The sequence below is a fragment of the Salmonella sp. 3C genome, assembly GCF_025426275.1.
Taxonomy (GTDB): domain Bacteria; phylum Pseudomonadota; class Gammaproteobacteria; order Enterobacterales; family Enterobacteriaceae; genus Salmonella; species Salmonella enterica.
The window spans coordinates 784193-809344 of sequence record NZ_CP104858.1; the positions used below are offsets into that span (position 1 = coordinate 784193).

Sequence of the window (25152 nt, forward strand, 5' to 3'; positions counted from 1 at the left end):
GGCTCCTTAGAAATACCCCTGACGTTTTTTAAGCTCCATCGACCCCGCCTGATCGCGGTCAATCATCCTCCCCTGCCGCTCGCTGGTGGTAGAAACCAGCATCTCTTCGATAATTTCCGGCAGCGTTTGCGCGTGGGATTCCACCGCCCCGGTGAGCGGCCAACAGCCAAGTGTACGGAAGCGCACCATCCTTTTTTTGATGACTTCGCCAGGCTGGAGATCGATACGATCGTCATCCACCATCATCAACATGCCGTCACGTTCCAGAACCGGGCGTTCAGCAGCCAAATACAGCGGCACGATGTCGATGTTTTCCAGCCAGATGTATTGCCAGATATCCTGCTCAGTCCAGTTGGAGAGCGGGAAGACGCGTATACTTTCGCCTTTATTAATCTGACCGTTATAGTTACGCCACAACTCTGGCCGCTGATTTTTCGGGTCCCAGCGATGGAAACGGTCACGAAAGGAGTAAATACGTTCTTTCGCGCGGGATTTTTCCTCATCGCGCCGTGCGCCGCCGAACGCGGCATCAAAACCGTACTTATTCAGCGCCTGCTTTAACCCTTCGGTTTTCATAATGTCGGTGTGTTTAGCGCTACCGTGAACGAACGGATTGATGCCCATCGCCACGCCTTCCGGATTTTTATGTACCAGCAATTCGCAGCCGTATGCGTTGGCGGTACGATCGCGAAAGGCGTACATCTCACGGAATTTCCAACCGGTATCAACGTGCAATAGCGGGAACGGTAACGTACCCGGATAAAACGCCTTACGCGCCAGATGCAGCATGACGCTGGAGTCTTTACCAATGGAGTACAGCATGACCGGATTAGCGAATTCCGCTGCCACTTCACGGATAATGTGGATACTTTCCGCCTCCAGTTGCCGCAGGTGGGTGAGTCGTTTTTGATCCATAACCGTTCCTTTGCAATACCGTTTTTTGCTAAACATTTCGATTACACGACTATAGGGAGCGCAGGAGAGTGAATGAAATGACGAATTGGAATGAGTAGTTCCTCAAAGGAATAACGCGGCCCAAAAACCAATATCAAAAAATGCTTAACGTACCGGATTGCCAGCATTTAGGAGCAAATGAAATTGTATTAACACGATCGCGGTTTCATACTAGCCACGTAAAATTTTGTTCTGTATTTAAGGACTCATTATGTTTTCCGCAACGCGCCGCTTTGCCGTCATTCTGGCGCTCGGCGTAGGCTTTATCCTTCCTGCACAAGCAGCATCACCAGGGCCTGGTGAAATAGCGAATACTCAGGCACGACATATCGCCACTTTTTTTCCCGGGAGAATGACTGGCTCCCCCGCCGAGATGTTGTCTGCCGATTATTTACGCCAACAATTTACCCAGATGGGATACCAAAGCGATATTCGAACGTTTAATAGCCGATTTATTTATACCACGAAGGATAATCGCAAAAACTGGCATAACGTGACGGGCAGTACGGTCATCGCCGCCCATGAAGGGCGCGTGCCGCAGCAGATCATCATTATGGCGCATCTGGATACCTACGCTCCGCAGAGCGACGCTGATGTCGATGCCAATCTGGGCGGTTTAACGTTACAGGGAATGGATGATAATGCCGCGGGATTAGGCGTTATGCTGGAACTGGCGGCGCGTCTGAAAGATATACCGACCCATTATGGGATTCGTTTTATCGCCACCAGCGGGGAAGAAGAGGGAAAGCTAGGCGCGGAAAATTTACTCAAACGAATGAGTGACGCTGAGAAGAAAAATACGCTGCTGGTGATTAATCTCGATAACCTGATTGTTGGCGACAAGCTCTATTTTAATAGCGGGAAAAATACGCCGGAAGCAGTGCGTACACTGACCCGCGATCGAGCATTAGCGATTGCGCGCCGTTATGGTATCGCCGCCAACACCAATCCGGGACGCAATCCATCCTACCCCAAAGGAACGGGTTGCTGTAATGATGCGGAGGTTTTCGATAAAGCGGGAATATCGGTGCTTTCTGTTGAGGCGACGAACTGGAATCTGGGTAAAAAAGACGGATACCAGCAACGCGTGAAAAATGCCTCCTTCCCGAACGGCAATAGCTGGCACGACGTACGGCTTGATAATCAACAGCATATTGACAAGGCGCTGCCAGGGCGAATTGAGCGCCGTAGCCGCGATGTAGTACGGATAATGCTGCCGTTGGTAAAAGAGCTGGCGAAGGCGGAAAAAACGTCCTGATATGCTGGTGAAACGTGTTTATCCCCGCTGACGCGGGGAACACTATTTATAAGCGTGTCATCTATGCAACCCAACCGGTTTATCCCCGCTGGCGCGGGGAACACGGATTTTTCTTGAACGTGATTTCGGGATACGCCGGTTTATCCCCGCTGGCGCGGGGAACACACTAAAACTATATATTTGTTCTAAAAGCCCTTTTTTACTACATAACAAACTACCAACGGTAAGATAACAATTCCTTATCATTAAAGAGCATTCAACTTATTGATTTTCAACAGGAAGAAAAGAAACCAAACGCAGTCCATCCAAATCTACCGGAATACGTCTGTTTTCACCCCAGGTCTGGAACTCAAAACCAGACTCAGTATTTGTTGCCCAGGCCATTACTACGTTTCCGACTCCGCCAAGCTGTGTGATCTGTTGCCAAATCATTTCCCGAATACGCTTCGAGGTATCGCCAACATAAACACCTGCACGAACCTCAAGTAACCAGACGGCAAGACGTCCCCGCAGGCGCGGCGGTACGTTTTCCGTGACCACAACCACCATACTCATCAACCATGCCCCCGATGGCCGCTATCACCCAGTGATTCAGGTTCCGGTATTGCTGGCGGCAGCATATCCGGCGCAGGCTGAGGTGGTTCAATTTCACCGGCAGCGAGCACCTCTTCGATCAGCGGGATCAATTTTCCGGTCAGCTTCGAACTGCGAAAAATATCCCGGCAGGCCAGGCGCACTTCTTTATCAGGTTCCGCCGGGTGACGAGCGGCGATCTCAAATGCTTTGGGCACCACCGATTCAAATTTGATGATATCGGCAATGTCATAAACAAAAGAAAGCGGCTTACCGCTATGGATAAAACCGATAGCCGGCGCATATCCCGCCGCCAGGATAGCCGCTTCTGAAATCCCGTACAGGCACGATGTCGCCGCGCTAATACATCGGTTGACGACATCCCCCTTCTCCCAGTCTTTCGGATCATAGTTACGACCATGCCATTTCACGCCATACTGCTTCGCCAGTAATGCATAGGTCGCCCGCACACGGGATCCTTCAATACCGCGCAGTTGCTCAACGGAACGACGGGCGGGAGGCGGCTCACGAAAACGCAGTTCATACATTTTGCGGACTACTTTAAGCCGCAGGTCATCATCTAACGCCAGCTTTGCCTGATAAAGCAACTTATCGGCTCGTGCGCCACCGGGTTGTCCGGAGGAATAGACCCGCACTCCCGCCTCGCCCACCCATACCAACAGGGTGCCGACCGTTGATGCTAAATGCACTGCCGCATGGGAAACCCGCGTTCCCGGTTCCAGCATGATACAAGCGACCGAACCGACGGGAATATGCGTGCGGACTCCCGTTTTATCGATCAGCACGAATGCCCCATCCAGCACGTCAATTTGACCGTACTGGAGGAAGATCATCGAGGTTCGATCTTTTAACGGGATCGGGTTGAGCGGTACGAACGTCACGCGTCGTCTCCGGGTTTGATCATCATCATTCCGCAGCCAAACGCCCGGCTTTTACCGTACCCCTGCGCCAGACGTTGCAGGAAAAGCACGGGATCGTTAAGCACCAGCACGCCGGTATAGTCCACGCTGCTAAACTGAATCATCTGCCGGGATTTCTCTCGACGTATCTGCTGCTGCCGATAAGCATCAACGCTCGTTTCGCGCAGGGTGAAGCCATTTTGCTCCCCCTGGCGCGCCAACCACGTCAGCGCCGCCTGCTGCTGATAAGACCAAATATCCTGGCTATCACCCTGCGTTTTACGCTGGCGTTTCGCCTCCATCAGCAAATCGTGACGCTTGCCGTTTTTGCAAACCGTCGGATTGGCGCGCAGGTTAAACCGCAGCGTCTGCCCCGCGCTCAGCGTTGGCGCAAATGGGCGAGTCTGCACGTCAAAAATCGCGCTGGCGGCAGGCTGTTCCTGTGAGAGAACAAAAAAGCGAAACGCGCCCTGTAACTCTTCGCGGCGATAAAGAAACTGCCGTTCCTTGCTGCCGGGAAAGAGATCCCATAACCACTGGTGCATCACGTACTCGCCGCGCTCCACCAGATGCAAGAGCTGTGCCGGCGAAAGCTCGCTGGTGTGCAGCGTTATTCTTGAGAGATACACGCGTCCTCCTTGCGGAGCCACGGCCCCTGATTCACGCTACGTTCACCGAACAACCATTGCTGGCGGCTCAACGGCATGTCGCGACGACGTAAAATTTTGTTCGCCGTTAAGCCATCGTGTTCACCTTCCCACCAGCATTCATTCTGTAATCTGGGGAGAGTCAGTTTCAGCGTATTGAATTGATCCTGATACCAACGATATGCTTCACGCAGGACATCCGGCGCACGCCCGTCCAGCAGTTGCGGCGCAAGCGGCAACGCCAGAGGGTGACTTTTGCGCCCCAGATACAGCGGGAATACAGGATGTTGTAACGACGCCTGAAGCTGCGCCAACGAGTAAGGCGCGTCCGGCGTCGCGCTGACAGCGATCATCCACCAGGCGTCGGTGTAGTAGTCGCGTCGGGAAATCAGCGCGCTCAGTAACTCAGGATCCTGCAACTCTTCACGGCGGCTGAAATAACGTGCCTTACGTACCTCTTTCGGCATCTGCACCGTGTGATAATCCCGCGCCCAGCGCGGGTTGCCGCTGGCGCACAGCAAAAATTGGTAATGACGGTTGAAGGCGTTTAGCCGTTCCTCCTCATCGCGGCGAATACCCAGCGCCGCCGCCAGCAGCCCCAGCAGCGCCGAGCGCGAAGGCAGATCATGGCTGTGGCGCACTTCGCCTGGCGCATCCACGCCCCAGGACGCCATCGGCCCGTGAAGCTGAAAAACCAGATATTGGCTCATAAGCCGCCCCTTACGCGCAGATGAAATCAAGCACGTCTTTCATGCTTCCCTGCTGATTCATAACGTTAAAGTCTTTGAACGCCGTCTCCTGTGCATAGACCGCATTCATATTTTCACGCAGCGCGGTAATACGCTTAACCGCAACGTTCAATTGGTCTGTACCGTTGATCGGTTCATAAAACGCGGCCGCCAGTGAACGTGGTTGGTCGGTGCCTTTTTCCGCCAGCGCCCACGAGGCATAGGCACGGCTGGCAAAGCTGTTCTGTTTGCCGGTTGGCGACACTTTCAGCGCCGCTTCAGTAAAGGCGCGCAGCGTTTTGTTTGCCAGTTCTTCATTGCCGTTCAGGTTTTTCACCAGCAGATCTTTGTCGATGCAGATATAGGTGTAAAACAGCGCGGAGCCAAAGCCGGTTTCGCCGAGATGGCCTGCGCCTGCATCTTCTGCCGATGCCTGGCGTAGGTCATCCACAGCAGTAAAGAAATCGTCTTCGACGATCGTTTCGCTGACGCCGAAGGCGTGGGCGACCTGACAGGCAGCTTCCACGTTAAAATCGGGCTTATTCGCCAGCATACGGCCAAACATGGCAATATCGACAGCCATGCGATCTTTACGTAGCAGTGCAAGCTCTTCCTCTTTTGGCGCGCGTTTTTCTTCCGCCAGACGGTGCGCTAGCGCTTTTACGCCCTCAAATTCAGCTGGGCTGATATGCACCAGTTGCTCGGTTTCAGCATTCGTCAGTTCATCTTTTGGTTTCTTTTCCGCCTTTACCTTGCCAAAACAGTTGGCAATTTTTTCCACATACTCAACCGCTTTTTTGGCGTCAATGCCGCTATCAACGAGGATTTGCGCCGCCTCACGAGCAATGCGACCAGTACGAATACCAATATGGCCAGCTAATGCCTGTTCAAATAACTCAGATGTACGCCAGGCGCGTTTCAGGCTCTGAGAGGAGATACGCAGACGTGTTGCTCCGCCAAGCACCACGGTTTTTGGCGCACCGGTATCATCACGGTTCAGGTTAGCGGCGGGGTAAGCGGTCAGTAAATGGAGCTGAATAAACGTTGTCATAAAGATATCCCTGTTAATCTTGTTCGTTATCGGTATCGCCATCGCCGGCCTGGTAGTATTCCAGCGCCCAGCGGATACGAAGAAATTCGGTTGGCCGCTGCTGGCGGCGATGGTGGTTCAGCAAGTCATTCTGCTCCTGGCACCAGCAGAAAATATCGTCTGCAAGAGAAAACAGGTTGACCGAACCATCTAACAGCTTCACCGCACGCCGTAACTGGCGCAGCAGTTCATCCGGCGTTTTTACCGCTAATAGGTGGGAGAAGCGTAATTTTGACATCACCGGAGTGTCGCCACCTTTCTTCTGTCCAAGCTGCGCAGCAAAACTCTTTTGCTCATCAATAAATTTGATATGTGCAGCCAGTGCCGCTGTGATTGCCAATGCAGTAACATTCCAGGGTGCTTTGTTTTTCCATAAAGAATGTGTTTGCATTAACAATGAATGAAGCCCCTCAGCCAAACAGGCATCATTCACCGTTTTACTACGTCGTAAGCTGGCACGTAATCCACGTTTTTCTTGTAGTTCATCATGCCACTGACGCAAAGTGGCTTTATCATCTTTCGTCACAACACTCATTCAGCAGCCTCCTGTTTCTTTGCTTTGGCGGCTTTTGCGCTTTGCTTTTCCGCCGATGAAGTAAAATATTTTTTGCGCGCCTTCATGATGCGCTCCAGATCGCTGCTCTCGTAGGGGTTGGTAAAGACGTGATCATCGAAGTAACAACGGGTAAACAGCCAAAGTTCTCTTTGCCATTTATTCAGCCTTTCGTCCGGCTTGTGTCCGTTTTCCAGATCGTGGATCAGATTGAGAAAGCGCCCCTGCGTCAGGTTCCAGAAATCAATGTCGATAAAACTGAAATCACCCCGCGCATCCTTCGCATTGGTGAACCACGCTTCTTTTAGCGCACTGCGAAGCAGGCTCAACAGGCGGGCCGCAGTTTGCACGGCCTTACGTAAATCAGGGATCAGACCTTCCGTCATCAGCAACGGGAAGTGATGCTCATACCAGCAGCGGATTTTCATATTGTCGAAATCCGCGCCAAAGCCCCGGATCCCCGCTTTAACGTCAGTCAGCGAGCGGGCGTTAAACACCTTGACTACCTGCGCGGGAGATTCGTAATTCGCTTCCGTCTGGTTGTTCTGACTTAACCCCAGCCAGTCGCGCCAGATAAGGCCGCCGGGCTGCGGTTTAACGGAAAAGAAGGCGTTTTGATCTTTTACCGGGGCGCGATAAGGCGTCAGCGGGTGCCGCCAGCCATCGTAGTTAACGCCGTAGTTCTTGACGGTCATAAAGCCAAGAAGCTCATCGCTTTCAGCGCCGCAAATATCGCAGCAACCTGACTGTAAGGTGGCAAAATCCAGGCGGATACGACGCGGCATCCCCCAGTACGCCTGGAGTTTATTGACCTGCTCCGGCGTGGTAACGGCATTCGCCTGCTCGCTGGTCCGCGTCGCGGCAAGCCACGGGAAAACGGTCGCATCACACTGGTCTGGTAAAGGCAGATCCGCAGTATCCTGCGGCATCACGTTGAGCCACAGCTTGCGCCAGATCGGCGTTTGCCGCTCGCCCTGATATTCCTGCAATTCAACCAGCGTGGTCAGTGGCCCGCCGCCGCGCAGCCCGGTACGATAGCCTTTGCCGCCCGCAGGCGCGTTAAGCTGCAACGAGAACAGCGCCAGCGCCGCGCAGTGCGGACAAAAACGTTCCGTTACGCCGCGTTTGACAAAATGATCTTTATTGAACTTCGTGGTTTGCGCGCCAGGTATTTCCGGCAACAATGAGGCAATAGAGACTTTTTCGCCGCTTAACGGTTCAAAATCCTGCATAAACGAGGGGGATTCCGCGCCAAACTGAAAAGCGTGTTCTAACGGTGCTAATGCCTTATGGAGCACATCGGCATGCAATCCATCAAACCAGATATCCTCCCAATTTTTGTATCTTTTCGGCGCGATACTGCATTGCAGCAATCCCAACAGAAACTGCCAGGCCGCTCCCTGTAAATCTGCTCGCGTTGCGGCGATGTCCACCACGTTTTCATCCGCCAGATCGACGGGGGCCAGCTTGCCCGTGGAACCGTCTTTGAAACGGACGGGGAGCCAGGGCGTTGTTAAAAGTGAAAAATTGTCCATATCTGTATTCGTTATTCCCCCATCATGCCAATCAATCCCTCATTCGCCGAATAACCACAAGCGGCAAAGTCCGTCACCACAATCACCGTGGCAAAATCCTTATCCTGATGCTGTTGCGCACACCACTTACGCAAGGGTTCGCCGTCTAATTTTTCAAACTCGTCTTTATGTTTATTCCACCAGCTCTGACGTACTCGCAGCACGCTCATCTCCCAGGCGTGTTCACCGCTGGCATAAGGGGTTACGACGCTATCCACGATTTTCGCCAGCCACAGCGTGACAGACTCTTCCGCCAGCCGCGTTGACATTTTCTCCGGTAAAGAATCGCTAATTTCAGCACAGTAGCCCGGCGCAAAGTTAAGCAGCATCTGGCCGGCAAATGCCCGGTCGCAATAAAATTTGCCTTCCTGCAATTACTCGGTTTTTGCAAATCCAACCGGCATGTTGACATCCTCACCGTAGACCGACTCAATCAACAAGCGGGCAGATTGCGGCATCCGAATCGTCCCCTGCTCACGTAATATGCGCTGCGTCAGCCACATGCGCCCATGATCGGGATAGACATAGGCGCTGTTACGCATGGCGCTGGATAACCAGTTCTCTCGCGGCGCGTCATCCCACTCCGGAGCAAGAATGCGCAGCACTGGCGTCTCTCGCTCATCCTGCCCACTCTTTTTCACCAGACCGTTACGATCGCGAATATGACGCTGTAGTCGACCGGCCCGCTGAATTAATAAATCCACCGGCGCTAAATCAGAGATCATCTCATCGCAGTCAATATCCAGACTTTGTTCGATTACCTGCGTGGCGATAATGACCTTACCGGCACGTTGCGCGCCGCTCTGTTTGCCAAAGAGATTCAGCGTCTGCGACTCAATCCGCTGACGATCGTGAAAAGCAAAGCGACTATGGAAGAGTAAAAGGTTTTCCGTGGCGACGACCTTACTCAGTTGAAGCTGGCGATAGATACGAATCGCATCATCAACGGAGTTACGTATCCAGGCGATACAGTTTCCTTTTTCCACTGCTTCACCTATACGTTCAAGACACGCCTCTTCACTATGTAGCCAGCCAATATCTACGCAACGCTCAACCTCTTTGCGTGTATCAACCCGCTGAGAAATCAGCTCTGTTTGTGTGACCTGAGTCAGCCAGGGATAATCGTCATGGCCTAGCAACGGCGCCTGCACACTACGCCTCACCCCACGGGAAAATGCCGCCACCAGCTTATCTCGCTGCTGCTGCGATAGCGTCGCAGATAACAGAATAGTGGCGTTGCCATTACTGGCCTGCCGTTCGATCAAACCTTCAAGTATTCGGGACATCCAGGCATCACAGGCATGGATCTCATCAGCCAGTAAGATCTTGTTGCTAAGACCCAGTAACCGCAGGTTGTTATGTTTAAATGGCATTACCGCCATCATCGCCTGATCCAACGTGCCTACGCCAACCTCCGCCAACAACGCTTTTTTATTGCTGTCGGCAAACCAGGCGGCGCATCCCTGACTATAAGGCTGCGCTTCATCGGGTTCTTCCGTACCAGAAAGAGTGACCGACCATATTGACTGATTGAAACGATCCATTAAGCGACGCGCGCTATGCGCCAGAATCAGGCTGGGACGGGAGTCCGGCTGATACAGCGCCAGCCAGGTGTTCGCCATACGTTCAAACATCGCGTTGGCTGTCGCCATTGTCGGCAGTCCAAAATAGAGTCCCTGCGCTTTACCTGCCGCCATCAGTCGATGAGCTAATATGAGCGCCGCCTCTGTTTTTCCGGCCCCGGTGACATCTTCAAGAATAAAGAGTTGGGCGCCATCCACGTTGATATCCAGCTCAAGCGCCTTTTGTTGTAACGGTGTGGGATGCTGAATAAAAGGGAAAAGCGTTTCTATGTCCGTAAAGGCAGACACATTCGCCGCTGAGGGAAATAGCGTGATGGCAGTTTGTGCTTTAGCGAGAGCTTGCTGCCAGTAGGTATCAACAGGCATTTTTTCCGCAGTACGCGGAAAATAACGGCTGGCAGAACCAGTCCAGTCAGCCAGTACAACCGCAGCGGAAATAAACCAGGAAAGTTGCTGAAATTGGTCGATACCCTCATCTTCATCCCAGGCTTCAGGCAAAGTAATTAAAGGAAAGAGCGCTTTTATTCTCAGAAGAAAATCTCTTGCCGCGTCTTTATCCTGCTGGCGAAAATGGTCCAGCTCCTGGATTGCCTCTGGAGGGCGTCCATGATGACCTGTAGTGACTGGCATCCAAAGCGCCATAACGCGCTTACTTTTACGAACTGAAAGCGAAGAAGGAGGAAACAATTCAGGGCATTCACTTAGCCAGGAGTTCCACAACATGTATCCCAGCGTGGTATGCGCGATTTTTTCATAATGCCGTGTAGGCTCATTAAAGATATTTAAAGCCTCATGACGGTATAGTTGCTGGAAGGAATGAGCAAACTTTCCAATATCATGCCAACATAAAATCCAGGCAAAAAATTGCGCCGCCTGCTCCTTATCCTGGATGCCTAATTTTTTTAGATAGTGGTCAATAAAATAAATATTATTTATCACCATCCAGTAACCCACAGCCGCAACATCTAAAGAATGCCAGCAAAGCAAATGGTAATCATCACCGCCGTCAGTTTCTCCTCTTCGAGACTTTCCCCAATAGTGATATATCGACACGTAAACTCCAGCATGTGGATAATAAAAGCACTCTACGCCTTTTTAATGGTCTTTTTTGTTGATATACCTCACAAAAATTGCACTTCCTGAGATTATATTTAAATATGCCGCTCAATTTTATATATTCTTCAGAAATATTTACCCCACGAATAATTATTATAAATTTTTCCGCCTTTTTCTTCTGGAAGAAGCGCTCAAAGAGGCTTCCTCCAATGCCTTCTGCATAAACCAAAATTTAAAAAAAACGACCATTTGCGGCGAATCATCTACCTTTTGTCTGAATTATCGTCACCACAAAGGATTACCAACCATAAATGTGCTGTATTAATAATGTCGTTCAAATTCTCTCCTGTAGTAAACTTTATCTGTTTAATAAAAAAGAGAGAATTGAACGATATATTTTACTCCGGATATTGAATAATATAAATTTGAAGGAAAATATTATGCCAGTCACTTTAAGCTTCGGTAATCATCAAAATTATACGCTTAATGAAAGTCGACTTGCTCATCTGTTAAGCGCAGATAAAGAAAAAGCAATCCATATGGGGGGTTGGGATAAAGTCCAGGATCATTTTAGAGCGGAAAAAAAGGACCATGCGCTGGAAGTGTTACACTCCATCATTCACGGGCAGGGCCGTGGTGAACCTGGAGAGATGGAAGTTAACGTAGAGGATATAAATAAAATTTACGCCTTTAAACGGCTACAACATCTGGCCTGCCCGGCTCATCAAGATCTGTTTACTATCAAGATGGACGCTTCTCAGACACAATTTTTACTTATGGTCGGCGACACGGTAATCAGCCAAAGCAATATTAAGGACATCCTCAATATATCAGATGATGCAGTGATAGAATCTATGAGTAGAGAGGAGAGACAGTTATTTTTACAAATATGCGAGGTGATTGGTGCGAAGATGACCTGGCACCCGGAATTACTTCAGGAGTCGATTTCTACACTACGAAAAGAAGTGACGGGCAATGCACAAATCAAAGCGGCGGTTTATGAGATGATGCGTCCCGCAGAGGCTCCAGACCACCCGCTTGTCGAATGGCAGGACTCGCTTACTGAAGATGAAAAATCGATGCTGGCCTGTATTAATGCAGGTAACTTTGAGCCTACAACTCAGTTTTGCAAAATAGGTTATCAGGAGGTACAAGGTGAAGTCGCTTTTAGCATGATGCATCCGTGTATCTCCTATTTACTACATACCTATTCGCCGTTTGCAGAGTTTAAACCAACAAATTCTGGTTTTTTAAAAAAACTTAATCAGGATTATAACGACTATCATGCAAAAAAAATGTTTATTGATGTAATTCTTGAAAAGCTATATCTAACCCATGAACGTTCTTTGCACATTGGTAAAGATGGGTGCAGTCGTAATATATTACTGACATAAAGATAGTCAGTAATATAACCAATTTAAAATCCGGCTGCCTGCCGGATTTTTCATAACAGCAAGTATAATCATACCGCGTAAGGACAATCACCCTTCATGCAGCCCGCACTCGCGCTTCAGTCCGAAGAAGCGTGTCTCTTCTTCCGCCATACCCGGCTCCCATTTGCGGGTGGTGTGCGTATCGCCCACCGACAGATAGCCCTGATCCCACAGCGGATGGTATTTCAGACCGTGCTTTTGCAGATACTGGTAAACCGTGCGGTTATCCCAGTCGATAATCGGTAGCACTTTAAACACGCCGCGTTGGATAGCGAGAACAGGTAAATGCGCGCGGCTGCCGGACTGCTCGCGACGCAGACCCGCAAACCACGTCTGCGCTTTCAGCTCTTTTAGCGCCCGGTTCATCGGCTCGACTTTGTTGATCTCATTGTATTTCTCAATGCCCTCAACGCCCTGCTCCCACAGCTTGCCGTAGCGCGCTTCCTGCCAGGCCGGACTTTCGCCCGCGCGGTAAACTTTCAGGTTGAGTTTGAGTTTGTCCGTTAGCTCATCAATAAACTGATAGGTTTCCGGGAACAAATAGCCGGTATCGGTGAGGATCACCGGGATATCCGGGCGAATCTGATTCACCAGGTGCAGGCTCACCGCCGCCTGGATGCCAAAGCTTGAAGAAAGCACGTATTCGCCGGGCAGATTTTCCAGCGCCCAAGCCACGCGTTCTTCGGCAGTCAGCGTTTCCAGTTGAGCGTTGGTTTCCGCCAACGCCAGTACGCGATCGACTTTTGGCAGTTCATTCAGGGCATTTAGATCGAGTTTGGACATAAGTTCCTCGCGGTATACCTTGCCTGATGGCGCTTCGCTTATCAGGCCTACGCGGGCGGTAGGCCGGATAAGGCATTTATGCCGCCATCCGGCAATTCAGGTTATTCCCAGAAATCACGCGCGGGATCGAGCACCGGGCGAATGATGCCCGCACGCACCGTAAAGTCGCCGAAGCCTTCACCCGCTTCACGCTCTTTCGCCCAGCGCCCAATCAGTTCATCCAGCGAGGCCAGAATATCCGGCTCGGTGATATTTTCTTGATACATCCGTGGGATACGTGTCCCAATACGGTTTCCACCAAGATGCAGGTTATAACGACCAGGCGCTTTCCCTACTAAGCCAATTTCCGCCAGCATCGCGCGACCACAGCCGTTCGGGCAGCCGGTCACGCGCATCACGATATGCTCATCAGGAATGCCGTGTTTTTCCAGAATCGCTTCCACTTTGTCCGTGAACGACGGCAGGAAACGCTCGGCTTCCGCCATCGCCAGCGGGCAGGTCGGGAACGATACACAGGCCATTGAGTTTTCACGCTGCGCGCTCACCGCATTCATCAACCCGTGGTCGCGCGCCAGCGTCTCGATCTTCGCTTTCTGGCTTTCCGGCACGCTGGCAATAATCAGGTTCTGGTTAGCGGTAATACGGAACTCGCCCTGATGAATCTTCGCGATCTCCAGCAGGCCGGTTTTCAGCGGGCGCCCCGGATAATCCAGGATACGACCGTTTTCGATAAACAGCGTCAGGTGCCAGTTGTTGTCGATCCCTTTCACCCAACCGATACGATCGCCGCGACCGGTAAACTCATACGGGCGGATCGGCTCAAATTTGATCCCCGCGCGACGCTCGACTTCCGCTTTAAATGTCTCCAGTCCCACGCGCTCAAGGGTGTATTTGGTTTTGGCATTTTTCCTGTCGGTACGGTTACCCCAGTCGCGCTGCGTCGTCACTACCGCTTCGGCCACCGCCAGGGTGTGCTCCAGCGGCAGATAGCCAAACTCGCTGGCCGTACGAGCGTAGGTTTTCTTATTACCATGCTCAATAGACAGACCGCCGCCCACCAGCAGGTTAAAGCCGACCAACTTGCCGTTTTCGGCAATCGCCACGAAGTTCATGTCGTTGGCGTGCAGATCGATATCGTTTTGCGGCGGGATCACTACCGTGGTTTTGAACTTACGCGGCAGATAGGTCTGCCCGAGGATCGGTTCTTCATCGGTGGTCGCGACCTTCTCCTGATCGAGCCAGATCTCCGCATACGCACGGGTGCGCGGCAGCAGATGTTCGGAGATCTTCTTCGCCCACTCGTAGGCTTCAGCGTGCAGCTGAGACTCGTAGGGATTGGAGGTGCACAGCACGTTACGGTTCATATCGTTAGCGGTCGCCAGCGCGTCCAGCCCCACCGAGTGCAGCATCTGGTGCACCGGCTTGACGTTCTTCTTCAGAATGCCGTGAAACTGGAAGGTCTGGCGGTTGGTCAGACGGATACTGCCATAAATCGTGTTATCCGCCGCGAATTTGTCGATCGCTTGCCATTGCGTCGTAGTAATCACCCCGCCCGGCAGACGGCAGCGCAGCAGCATCGCGTGACGCGGCTCCAGCTTCTGCTCGGCGCGCTCGGCACGAATGTCACGGTCATCCTGCTGGTACATGCCGTGGAAGCGGATCAGCAGGAAGTTATCGCCTTTAAAACCACCGGTGAGACCGTCGTTCAGATCTTCCGCAATGGTACCGCGCAAATAGTTGCTTTCCAGCTTCATGCGCTCGGCATCGGACAGTTTACCTTCGACCACCAGTGGGCCTGGATGTTTTTCGCTCATTAGTAGACATCTCGCTGATAACGGCGCTCGACGCGCAGCTCACTTAAATATTCATCTGCCGATTCGAGGTCCATACCGCCGAATTCAGCGATCACTTCCAGCAATGCTTTTTCGACATCTGCGGCCATGCGCCTGGCATCGCCGCAGACATAAATATGCGCGCCATCATTGATCCAGCGCCACAGCTCGGCACCCTGTTCACGCAGCTTGTCTTGTACGTAAATTTTTTCTTTTTGATCGCGGGACCAGGCCAGATCGATCCGGTTCAGCACACCTTCTTTCACGTAACGCTGCCATTCAACCTGATAAAGGAAGTCTTCGGTGAAGTGCGGGTTACCGAAGAACAGCCAGTTCTTGCCTTCCGCACCGTCGGCGGCGCGTTGCTGCATAAAGGCGCGGAACGGCGCGATACCCGTACCTGGGCCAATCATAATCACCGGAGTCTGCGGATTCGCTGGCAGGCGGAAATTATCGTTGTGTTCAATAAAGACGCGCACTTCGCCCTCTTCTTCCACGCGGTCGGCGAGGAAGCTGGAAGCACCACCCGCGCGGGCGCGGCCTTCAATATCGTAGCGCACGACGCCGACGGTTACGTGTACTTCGCTTTCGACTTCCGCCTGCGCGGAGGCGATGGAGTACAGACGCGGCGTCAGCGGACGCAGCAGGCCGATTAATGCTTCAGCGTCGAGCTGCGCCGGAGAGAAACGCACCATATCAACAATGGGCGTGGTCGCGGCGTAGTGCTGGAGCTGCGCTTTGTCGCCCACTAATGGCAACAGCGACTCACTGCGCGTCAGGGTCGCGTAGTTCTCAACAATGTTGGCGGTATTCACCGTCAGCTCGAAGTGCCACTCCAGCGCTTCGGCGAGCGGCAGGGTTTTACCATCAACCGTCACCGGCTCATCGCCTTTCAGCCACAGCAACTCAACCAGCTCCTTCACCAGAGCCGGATCGTTCTGATACCAGACGCCCAGCGCATCGCCCGGCTGATAGCGCAGGCCGGAGTCGCCTAAATCAATCTCAATATGACGCACATCTTTTTCCGAGTTGCGACCGGTGATTTTCTGATTCACGGAGAGGGTCGCGATCAGCGGCGCGTCTTTAGTATAGGGGCTGGTGTGGATGTCGTTTACCGCGCCAGTAGCGACGGATTGCGAAGGTGCCGCGACAGGTGCGCGAGACTTCAGAACATCAACCACGCGGGCGCGCCATTCGCTGGCAGCTGCCTGATATTCAACGTCAGCATCGACACGGTCGAGCAGACGTTCACCGCCCAGTTCCGCCAGTTTGCTGTCGAAATCTTTTCCGGACTGGCAGAAAAATTCATAAGAGGTGTCGCCGAGGCTAAACACGGCAAAAGCGGTGTTTTCCAGTTTCGGCGCTTTTTTGGAGAACAGGAATTTATGCAGCGCGACGGCCTCTTCCGGCGGCTCGCCTTCTCCCTGGGTGGACGTCACTATCACCAACAGTTTTTCACTGGCAATCTGTTTGAATTTGTAGTCGCCGGCGTTCACCAGTGTCACATTAAGGTTGGCCGCCAGCAGATCATCACGCAGCGCTTCCGCCACACGACGCGCATTGCCGGTTTGCGAAGCGGAGATAAGCGTAACCCCCGGCATCTTCCGCTCAGGAACAGGCGTGACGGCAACAACGCCTGAGCGCGGGTTCAGTACGCCCCAAAAATAGCCGGAGACCCAGGCAAGCTGTTCGGGAGTAAGGTCGGTTGTCGCGGCCTGAAGGCGCGCCAGTTGCTCCGGATTAAGCGGAAGCAACCCAGTCAGTGGAGCCGGTGTCGTCATGCGTCGTTATGTTCCAGTAAGCAAAGCGGATCTATACACAAAATCATTCAAGTTCGCCGTAAGCTGAGCGCGCCCCAGGAGCGTACATAAATACGTGACTGGGGTGAGTAAACGCAGTCAACACAGATGCGGCTTGAAAGATGAAATGTATAAGCGATAAATCCCAAACTGAGGATAAGGTTAACGGTGAGAGGAATAACAATTAAAGAAGGGTTGGAAATAACAAATAACCAAATGAACTAACCTGTTTTAGTTATCGTTATTAACGCCAAAATCGATTTTATAATTGATTGATAATTATTAAATTTTCTGGAAATTCTTAAATTAATTGCCCGTCACAAGGCGGAGAATGGTTTTAGTTAATGATAAAAAATGCGCTTTCCGGTACCCTACGGCGGTTTTTTTATTGCCTGAGAGTTCATCATGTCCACCACGTTGTATAAAGATTTCACCTTTGAAGCCGCTCACCGCCTGCCTCACGTGCCTGAAGGGCATAAGTGCGGCCGCCTGCACGGACACTCGTTTATGGTGCGTCTCGAAATTACCGGTGAAGTCGATCCGCATACCGGTTGGATTATGGATTTCGCGGATCTCAAAGCGGCGTTTAAACCGACTTACGATCGTCTTGATCACTACTATCTGAATGATATTCCAGGGCTGTCCAATCCCACCAGCGAAGTGCTGGCAAAATGGATTTGGGATCAGGTTAAGCCCGTCGTGCCGCTACTGAGCGCCGTGATGGTGAAAGAGACCTGTACAGCCGGCTGCGTCTATCGCGGCGAATAAGGTTTATTAACGCGTGGGCTGGATGTCAAATTGATTCCAGCCTATCCACACGACGTTTTATCAGTGAAAACATTGTCCAGCGCGGTGTTAAAAGCGCAGCACATCACCGGTTGCAGGTGCGGTTATTTCCGGTAGCCACAACCGCCCCCAGGCCCCTGTACAGTGACAACCGCATAGTTTTTCAGGTTTTTGTTCTTGCAGAAAGCGCCTGACTCGCCACAGCGTGAACGGTGATGCGCAGCGGAGATGAAATCCGCCGACAAGCGCGTAAATCCGCTTTATACCGGTAATGTTCTGACAGTGCCGGACAATATTTGCGATCCCCCGATGCCCGCATCCCGTAATGATGACTAATCCTTTTGTCGATTGGTAAATCAGTACGCCCTCATCCAAAATGGAGTCCGGCTCCGCATCGTGGCCGCCAAAAATGCCGTAGGCTTCAGGCGCAACCACCGGTATTTCCCCTGACCAGATAAAGTTTTTGCCAATCGGCAGGGGGTCACGCGTGTACATCATTCGGTAGCGTGAATAGTCCACCTCACACGACAATTTTTTTATTTTTCGGGTAATACCGAGAAAAGTCATTGCCGCATAACGTTCGCGCGCAATATCGGGATGGCAGATGATTCGACTGTTATCAGGAAGCCACGGCACGCCGCCGCAATGATCGTAATGACCATGCGAAAGCACCACAGCAGACACATCGGACAGGTCGATCCCCATCGCCAACGCGTTTTGCATAAAACTGCCATCAGGGCCGGTATCGAACAAGATCGACGTAGACTCATCCTCGACTAACAGGCTTAATCCTGGCCGGGCCTTCAACGATTTATCCGCTCCAGCTCCCTTATGATTTTCGAGCAATACCCTGATCCTTAACGCCATGGCCTTCTCCTGTAGAAAAGCCTCCCCCGGGAAAACGCGGCCTTTTTACTTTACAGGTTTGTACCAGCCATTACTGGTACACAGATTATGATTATGCAACGGCTATCCTTGTTGGCGCGGGGAACACGGCTACACGCAAAAATTCCAGTCGTTGGCGCACGGTTTATCCCCGCTGGCGCGGGGAACACCCGATTAAGATCCGCAGTCTGCATCAGTAACTCGGTTTATCCCCGCTGGCGCGGGGAACACTGATTATTGACGACAACAGCACAGACCGGCAGCAGTTTATCCCCGCTGGCGCGGGGAACACAATAATCGGCAATTTGTCCTGGACAGGCACGGCAGTTTATCCCCGCTGGCGCGGGGAACACACTAAACGTATGTCATTGTTTATAAACTACTTTTTATCAGCACCACATTCCACCAACATAATCGCAACAATTTAAATTATTAAAGAACAGCTAATTTGCTGATTTTGATGCAAAAAAGTTCATAGAATGATTTTTTCTTTAAATTTACCAAAATAGCGCGATCCGTGCATCGCTATGGAAAAATTTATCAGCGCTTTTATACACTCATCGAAATTCACATAGAGAAAATAAACAATGCAAGGTAATGGATGAGTCACAGACGGCATCGGCAGGCCGTCTGTAAGCTTAGTAATGCATCAGGCGATATTTAAATATTTATGCGTTTGCATAGACAGCCGCCAGTTACGTGCAATACACGTTTCAATACACAGACGCGTCGCGTCTTCTTTCTGGCTAATGGGCTGCAAAGCAATCACGCGCGGTTTATCATCGCTCAACGTGGCTAACAGTTCATCCAGCGCCTCAATATCACGAACTCGCCCAACGGGATGCTTGATTTCATTGGCGCGCTCCAGCGCCTGGGAAAGCACGTCATATCCCCCGCGCATATTCACTTTTGGTGAAACCGTGACCCAGGTGTTAGGCGTACAGCGCACTTCATGCGTCCCGCTGGTTTCAATCTGGCAACTAAAACCACTCTTTTCAAGCAGATCGGTGAGCGGCATGAGGTCGTGAATACAGGGTTCGCCACCGGTGATGACAACGTGACGCGCGGTATAGCCCTGACGGTTAATTACTGCCAGCAAGTCTTCACTGCTCGCAGCACCCCATTTGTCGCTCTCTTTGGTTTTTGCCAGAATGCTGAACAGAGACACTTCCCGATCGCTCAGTTTATCCCAGGTATGCTTAGTATCACACCAGGCACAGCCGACCGGACATCCCTGTAAACGAATAAAAATAGCGGGGACGCCGGTAAAATAACCCTCGCCTTGTAGAGTCTGGAACATCTCGTTAATCGGGTACTGCATAGCGTTCTCTGTTAAGGGGATAATCGTTAATTATTGCAGATTTCGTCTGCCCGGTCATGCACAGCGGCTGCGCTATTGAACAGATACAAAAAAACCCGCCGAAGCGGGTTTTTACATTAAGAGGTAAAAGCAGGATTACGCCTGGCCTTTGATCTCTTTACGACCGTTGTACGGTGCTTTTTCGCCCAGAGCTTCTTCGATACGAATCAGTTGGTTGTATTTAGCAACGCGGTCAGAACGGCTCATAGAACCGGTTTTGATCTGGCCTGCAGCGGTACCAACAGCCAGGTCAGCAATGGTAGCGTCTTCAGTTTCACCAGAACGGTGAGAGATGACAGCAGTGTAGCCAGCATCTTTCGCCATCTTGATTGCAGCCAGCGTTTCGGTCAGAGAACCGATCTGGTTGAATTTGATCAGGATGGAGTTAGCGATGCCTTTCTCGATGCCTTCTTTCAGGATTTTGGTGTTGGTTACAAACAGGTCGTCACCAACCAGCTGGATTTTGTCGCCCAGTACTTTGGTCTGGTATGCAAAACCGTCCCAGTCAGACTCGTCCAGACCATCTTCGATGGAAACGATCGGGTACTGTTTGGTCAGTTCTTCCAGGAAGTGGGTGAATTCTTCGGAGGTGAACGCTTTGTTGCCTTCGCCAGCCAGAACGTATTTACCGTCTTTGTAGAATTCAGATGCTGCGCAGTCCATCGCCAGGGTGATGTTTTTACCCAGCTCGTAACCAGCCGCTTTAACCGCTTCAGCGATAACAGCCAGCGCTTCAGCGTTGGAACCCAGGTTCGGCGCATAGCCGCCTTCGTCACCCACAGCGGTGTTCATGCCTTTGCCTTTCAGCACTTTTGCCAGGTGATGGAAAACTTCAGAACCCATACGGATGGCTTCTTTAACCGTTTTCGCGCCAACCGGCTGGATCATGAATTCCTGGATGTCGACGTTGTTGTCAGCGTGCTCGCCGCCGTTGATGATGTTCATCATCGGAACCGGCATGGAGTATTTGCCCGGCGTGCCATTCAGTTCAGCAATGTGCTCGTACAGCGGCATACCTTTAGCGGCAGCAGCAGCTTTGGCGTTAGCCAGAGAGACAGCCAGAATGGCGTTTGCACCGAAGTTAGATTTGTTTTCAGTACCGTCCAGGTCGATCATGATTTTGTCGATGCCAGCCTGGTCTTTAGCGTCTTTGCCAAGAATAGCCTGAGCGATCGGGCCGTTAACCGCGCCAACAGCTTTGGTTACGCCTTTACCCAGGAAACGGGATTTGTCGCCATCGCGCAGTTCCAGCGCTTCGCGGGAACCAGTAGAAGCACCTGACGGAGCCGCCGCCATACCTACGAAACCACCTTCCAGGTGTACTTCAGCTTCAACAGTCGGGTTACCACGGGAGTCGATGATTTCACGACCGATGACTTTAACGATTTTGGACATTAGGTTTTCCTCAAGTCACTAGTTAAACTAAAACTTCAGACAAACGGTGCACCGCTGAGGGTGCACCGCCGTTCTAACTTTTTTACTTCGCCTGACGTTTCTGATGCTCGTTGGCGGCTTTAACAAAGCCAGCAAACAACGGATGTCCATCACGCGGCGTGGAAGTAAATTCCGGATGGAACTGACAGGCCACGAACCACGGATGATTCGGTACCTCAATGATCTCGACTAACTGATCATCACCGGAACGGCCTGCGACACGCAGACCCGCTGCTTCAATTTGTTTCAACAACATATTGTTGACTTCGTAACGATGGCGATGACGTTCAACAATCGTTGACGCGCCGTACAACTGACGTACCAGACTGTCATCGCTAAGCTGGCACTGCTGCGCGCCCAGGCGCATGGTGCCGCCCAGATCGCTTTTCTCGCTACGGACTTCAACGTTACCGTCTTCATCGCGCCACTCGGTAATTAACGCCACAACCGGGTACTTACAGTCTGGCACAAATTCCGTTGAGTTGGCGTTGTCCATGCCGGCCACGTTACGAGCGAACTCAATCAACGCAACCTGCATCCCCAGGCAAATGCCCAGATAAGGAATATTGTTTTCACGCGCATAGCGCGCAGTGGCGATTTTACCTTCAACGCCACGATAGCCGAAGCCGCCGGGGATCAGGATAGCGTCCAAATCTTTCAGAATTTCGACGCCGCGCGTTTCAACATCTTGCGAATCGATCAATTTGATGTTGACGGTAACGCGGTTTTTCAGACCACCGTGTTTCAGCGCTTCGATCACCGACTTATAGGCATCCGGCAGTTCAATATATTTGCCGACCATGCCGATAGTCACTTCGCCTGCCGGGTTCGCTTCTTCGTAAATGACCTGTTCCCATTCAGACAGGTTAGCTTCCGGACAGTTCAAGCTGAATCGTTTACAAATATAATCATCAAGCCCCTGAGATTTCAACAGGCCTGGAATTTTATAAATGGAATCGACATCTTTCATTGAAATAACGGCTTTTTCCGGCACATTACAGAACAATGCAATTTTTGCACGCTCGTTGGCAGGAACCGCACGGTCGGAACGACAAATCAGAATATCGGGCTGAATACCGATAGACAGCAGCTCTTTCACGGAGTGCTGAGTCGGTTTAGTTTTCACTTCGCCCGCAGCCGCCAGGTAAGGTACCAGCGTCAGGTGCATAAACAGCGCGTGTTCACGACCGATATCTACCGCCAATTGACGAATCGCCTCAAGAAACGGCAGCGATTCGATATCACCGACGGTACCGCCGATTTCCACCAGTACCACATCGTGGCCTTCGCCACCTTCCAGCACGCGCTCTTTAATCGCGTTAGTGATGTGAGGGATTACCTGTACGGTTGCGCCCAGATAGTCGCCACGGCGTTCTTTACGCAGAACGTCGGAGTAGATGCGGCCAGTCGTGAAGTTGTTGCGGCGAGACATCTTGGTGCGGATGAAACGCTCGTAGTGCCCCAGGTCCAGGTCGGTTTCAGCGCCGTCTTCAGTAACGAACACTTCCCCGTGTTGGATTGGGCTCATAGTACCCGGATCGACGTTGATGTACGGATCCAGTTTCATGATGGTCACGTTGAGACCACGGGCTTCCAGAATGGCTGCGAGGGAGGCTGCGGCAATGCCTTTACCCAGAGAGGATACGACCCCGCCGGTCACAAAAATATAGTTCGTTGTCATGCGGAACCTGAGAAGTTAGGTTTAAAAGACGATGGAATAACTAGGACGGGAAAGCAGTATACCCGAACATGACCTACGCCACAAACTTTCATTATTCCTCCTCTTCGTCAGGCTGACATTCACACAGGGAGGGAGAAAATAGCCCCTTTGAGGTAAATGTTTTTGACGTAAATCAAGCGCTTGTTATTTAAAAAATCACACAAATCGCTCTTGACCGCCTAAAACCTTTAGAGATCAATTTCCTGGCGTTTTACTTCCTGCCAAACTTCTTCCATTGTTTCCAGGTCTACCCCGGTCATTTCCAGGCCTCTGGCTGCGACAATACGTTCAACTTCGCGAAAACGACGTTCAAATTTATCGTTCGCTTTTTGCAAAGCGAGCTCCGCTTTCGTACCTAAATGACGCGCCATGTTGACCGTGGCAAAGAGCAAATCGCCCATTTCCTCTTCCAGTTTAGCCTGATCAACAACCGCCTGCCGCGCCTCGAACATCACCTCATCGATCTCTTCATAGACCTTATCGACGACCGGTCCCAGCGTCGTCCAGTCAAAGCCCACGTTTGAGCAACGTTTCTGGATTTTTTGCGCGCGCATCAAGGCCGGTAAGCTGCGCGGAATATCGTCCAGCGCGGAATGCTGCGCTTTTTGCGCGCGCTCTTCCGTTTTGATTTGCTCCCAGCGAACTAATGCTTCTTCGCTATTATCCGCGGAAAGCTCGCCGAAAACATGCGGATGGCGGCGCTCCAGCTTGTCGCTGATGGCAGCGCAGATATCATTAAAATCGAAGCGGCCTTCTTCCTGCGCCATCTGCGCGTAAAACACCACCTGGAACAACAGGTCGCCCAGTTCGCCGCGCAAATCGTCAAAATCCTCACGCGCAATCGCATCCAGTACTTCATAGGTTTCTTCCAGCGTATAAGGCGCGATGCTGGCGAAGGTCTGCTCTTTATCCCACGGGCAGCCGTTTTCCGGGTCGCGCAGGCGCTGCATGAGGGTGAGAAGACGGTCAATTTGATGGTTAGTTGTCATGGTTTTTAATCGGTTGTAAATACTAGCGACAATTGTAACGTATTATTCTTAACCATTCACGCACAGAGACACTACGACAACGCCTATATAATAAAATATATTGTTAACAGGCGTTGAATGCTACCTTTCCCGTATAACTTTAAAATTATTAATCGATACACAACAATATAATATATCATATAACTAATTTATTAAAAAAATAGATATTTGCACCAGGCATTATAAATAACATCAATTAAGTAAAAAAATTATGCAAACACTATAAGCCTCCCCCCCCAAAGAGCCTTCCCTTTCAAAAAAATAAATTATTTCACTTTTACGGAAAAACGAGTAGCATGCACGCCAGTTTAATATTCAAAAAAGACCGCTTTTTTGTTTTTTCTGGAACATACATGAAATAAATATATTGAAAGTATTACATATAATATTCTATGAGCAGGTACGATCATTCAGCTCATAAGAATATACTCATAAAAATGTAGAAATATAATATTTTTATTATGACCTATTTTTTACCCAAAGCCCGCAGCATGGCTCTATGCCGCATATCCCTTGGTATACGCGTACAAAATGTTGCCATAAAACACGTTAATTAAGGATAACACGATGAAGTCATCTCATTTTTGTAAACTGGCAGTAACTGCATCTTTAGTTATGGGAATTGTCTCCGGCGCTCAAGCCGCGGGTAGCAACACAGCGAAGGTCACTTTCCTTGGTAATATTGTTGACTCCCCCTGCTCCGTCACATTGGATACGGAAGATCAAACAGTCAATATGGGTTCAAGTATCGGTAATGGCACGCTGAGTAATGGTAAAACGACCATCAACAATGCCCGTACCTTTCATATCGATCTTGAGGGTTGTACCTGGGCTACCGAGAAAAATATGAATGTGGTATTCACTACAGGTAGTGGAACCACAGCGGCTACAGGCGCCACGGATAATCTCGCGCTGATGAAGACTGACGGCACTGGCGCTATTAGCAACGTAAGCCTGGCAATCGGCGATGCTGGCAAAAACAATATCAAACTGGGCGATACCTATACACAGGCCATTGCGGACCTGGACGGAGATACCATTCTTGATGAGAAGCAAAGCCTGAATTTCACCGCCTGGCTGGTTGGCGCAGCAACCGGTACCGTGGGCACAGGTGAATTCAGCAGCGCCGCCAACGTCACTATCTCTTACCTGTAAT

General features: G+C 51.1%; 20 protein-coding genes and 1 pseudogene. 4 read left to right on the plus strand and 17 right to left on the minus strand.

Translation table 11 applies throughout. The annotated features are described in order from the left end of the window. Nucleotides 1-6: 6 nt before the first annotated feature. Nucleotides 7-915: a sulfate adenylyltransferase subunit CysD gene (gene cysD / locus N7E69_RS03730; RefSeq protein WP_000372384.1), complete on the minus strand. Its 909-nt coding sequence runs from the start codon at nt 913-915 to the stop codon at nt 7-9. Nucleotides 916-1165: 250 nt separating this feature from the next. Here cysD and N7E69_RS03735 point away from each other — a divergent pair, with 250 nt between their 5' ends. After that, nucleotides 1166-2212 (plus strand): aminopeptidase, encoded by a 1047-nt coding sequence (locus tag N7E69_RS03735; RefSeq protein ID WP_000490481.1) that lies wholly within the window; start codon nt 1166-1168, stop codon nt 2210-2212. Between the two features lie 261 nt (nt 2213-2473). On the opposite strand, the gene cas2e is transcribed toward N7E69_RS03735, so the two are convergent. From cas2e to cas3, 8 genes and pseudogenes are all read right to left on the minus strand, one after another. Next, the gene (gene cas2e, locus N7E69_RS03740) at nt 2474-2767 is read right to left on the minus strand and encodes a type I-E CRISPR-associated endoribonuclease Cas2e (protein ID WP_001518648.1); all 294 of its coding nucleotides are present in this window, start codon (nt 2765-2767) and stop codon (nt 2474-2476) included. After that, complete coding sequence (cas1e, locus tag N7E69_RS03745; protein ID WP_000144833.1) at nt 2767-3687, minus strand: type I-E CRISPR-associated endonuclease Cas1e; 921 nt, start codon at nt 3685-3687, stop codon at nt 2767-2769. The genes cas2e and cas1e overlap by 1 nt, the downstream gene beginning before the upstream one ends. After that, nucleotides 3684-4334 (minus strand): type I-E CRISPR-associated protein Cas6/Cse3/CasE, encoded by a 651-nt coding sequence (gene cas6e, locus N7E69_RS03750; RefSeq protein WP_000281487.1) that lies wholly within the window; start codon nt 4332-4334, stop codon nt 3684-3686. The genes cas1e and cas6e overlap by 4 nt, the downstream gene beginning before the upstream one ends. After that, entirely contained in the window at nt 4316-5062 is a 747-nt protein-coding gene (gene cas5e / locus N7E69_RS03755; protein ID WP_000085105.1) for a type I-E CRISPR-associated protein Cas5/CasD, read from the minus strand. The genes cas6e and cas5e overlap by 19 nt, the downstream gene beginning before the upstream one ends. Nucleotides 5063-5072: 10 nt before the next feature. Further along, the gene (gene cas7e, locus N7E69_RS03760; RefSeq protein ID WP_000206413.1) at nt 5073-6131 is read right to left on the minus strand and encodes a type I-E CRISPR-associated protein Cas7/Cse4/CasC; all 1059 of its coding nucleotides are present in this window, start codon (nt 6129-6131) and stop codon (nt 5073-5075) included. Nucleotides 6132-6144: 13 nt separating this feature from the next. Further along, complete coding sequence (casB, locus tag N7E69_RS03765) at nt 6145-6705, minus strand: type I-E CRISPR-associated protein Cse2/CasB (RefSeq protein WP_000117944.1); 561 nt, start codon at nt 6703-6705, stop codon at nt 6145-6147. After that, on the minus strand, nt 6702-8258 hold the full coding sequence (gene casA / locus N7E69_RS03770; protein WP_000368579.1) for a type I-E CRISPR-associated protein Cse1/CasA: 1557 nt from the start codon (nt 8256-8258) through the stop codon (nt 6702-6704). Before casA ends, casB begins: the two co-directional genes overlap by 4 nt. An 11-nt stretch (nt 8259-8269) precedes the next feature. Continuing rightward, a pseudogene (gene cas3 / locus N7E69_RS03775) lies at nt 8270-10933 on the minus strand (CRISPR-associated helicase Cas3'). A 443-nt stretch (nt 10934-11376) separates the two neighbouring features. Here cas3 and sopD point away from each other — a divergent pair. Next, entirely contained in the window at nt 11377-12330 is a 954-nt protein-coding gene (gene sopD / locus N7E69_RS03780) for an SPI-1 type III secretion system effector SopD (RefSeq protein ID WP_001145541.1), read from the plus strand. 87 nt (nt 12331-12417) lie between these two features. Here sopD and cysH read toward each other — a convergent pair whose 3' ends face one another. From cysH to cysJ, 3 genes are all read right to left on the minus strand, one after another. Beyond that, a complete protein-coding gene (cysH, locus tag N7E69_RS03785) occupies nt 12418-13152 on the minus strand; it encodes a phosphoadenosine phosphosulfate reductase (protein ID WP_000039870.1) in 735 nt (244 codons plus the stop codon). 101 nt (nt 13153-13253) lie between these two features. Further along, the gene (gene cysI / locus N7E69_RS03790; RefSeq protein ID WP_001290672.1) at nt 13254-14966 is read right to left on the minus strand and encodes an assimilatory sulfite reductase (NADPH) hemoprotein subunit; all 1713 of its coding nucleotides are present in this window, start codon (nt 14964-14966) and stop codon (nt 13254-13256) included. Then, nucleotides 14966-16765 (minus strand): NADPH-dependent assimilatory sulfite reductase flavoprotein subunit, encoded by a 1800-nt coding sequence (gene cysJ, locus N7E69_RS03795; RefSeq protein WP_000210930.1) that lies wholly within the window; start codon nt 16763-16765, stop codon nt 14966-14968. Before cysJ ends, cysI begins: the two co-directional genes overlap by 1 nt. Nucleotides 16766-17188: 423 nt before the next feature. On the opposite strand from cysJ, the gene queD reads away from it, so the two are divergent. Next, complete coding sequence (queD, locus tag N7E69_RS03800; RefSeq protein ID WP_000108313.1) at nt 17189-17551, plus strand: 6-carboxytetrahydropterin synthase QueD; 363 nt, start codon at nt 17189-17191, stop codon at nt 17549-17551. A gap of 87 nt (nt 17552-17638) precedes the next feature. Here the strand turns inward: queD and N7E69_RS03805 are convergent, their stop codons facing one another. The 5 genes from N7E69_RS03805 to mazG all read right to left on the minus strand — a co-directional run bounded on the left by N7E69_RS03805 (nt 17639) and on the right by mazG (nt 23957). Next, a complete protein-coding gene (locus N7E69_RS03805) occupies nt 17639-18436 on the minus strand; it encodes an MBL fold metallo-hydrolase (RefSeq protein ID WP_001207998.1) in 798 nt (265 codons plus the stop codon). A gap of 667 nt (nt 18437-19103) precedes the next feature. Beyond that, nucleotides 19104-19775: a 7-carboxy-7-deazaguanine synthase QueE gene (queE, locus tag N7E69_RS03810; RefSeq protein ID WP_001199961.1), complete on the minus strand. Its 672-nt coding sequence runs from the start codon at nt 19773-19775 to the stop codon at nt 19104-19106. Nucleotides 19776-19910: 135 nt separating this feature from the next. Beyond that, on the minus strand, nt 19911-21209 hold the full coding sequence (gene eno / locus N7E69_RS03815; RefSeq protein ID WP_000036735.1) for a phosphopyruvate hydratase: 1299 nt from the start codon (nt 21207-21209) through the stop codon (nt 19911-19913). An 82-nt stretch (nt 21210-21291) separates the two neighbouring features. Beyond that, entirely contained in the window at nt 21292-22929 is a 1638-nt protein-coding gene (gene pyrG / locus N7E69_RS03820; protein ID WP_000210863.1) for a glutamine hydrolyzing CTP synthase, read from the minus strand. A gap of 227 nt (nt 22930-23156) precedes the next feature. Further along, nucleotides 23157-23957, minus strand: coding sequence for a nucleoside triphosphate pyrophosphohydrolase (gene mazG, locus N7E69_RS03825; protein WP_000210451.1), 801 nt, complete (start codon nt 23955-23957; stop codon nt 23157-23159). A gap of 606 nt (nt 23958-24563) precedes the next feature. Here mazG and N7E69_RS03830 point away from each other — a divergent pair. Next, entirely contained in the window at nt 24564-25151 is a 588-nt protein-coding gene (locus tag N7E69_RS03830) for a fimbrial protein (protein ID WP_000842512.1), read from the plus strand. Nucleotide 25152: the final 1 nt, after the last annotated feature.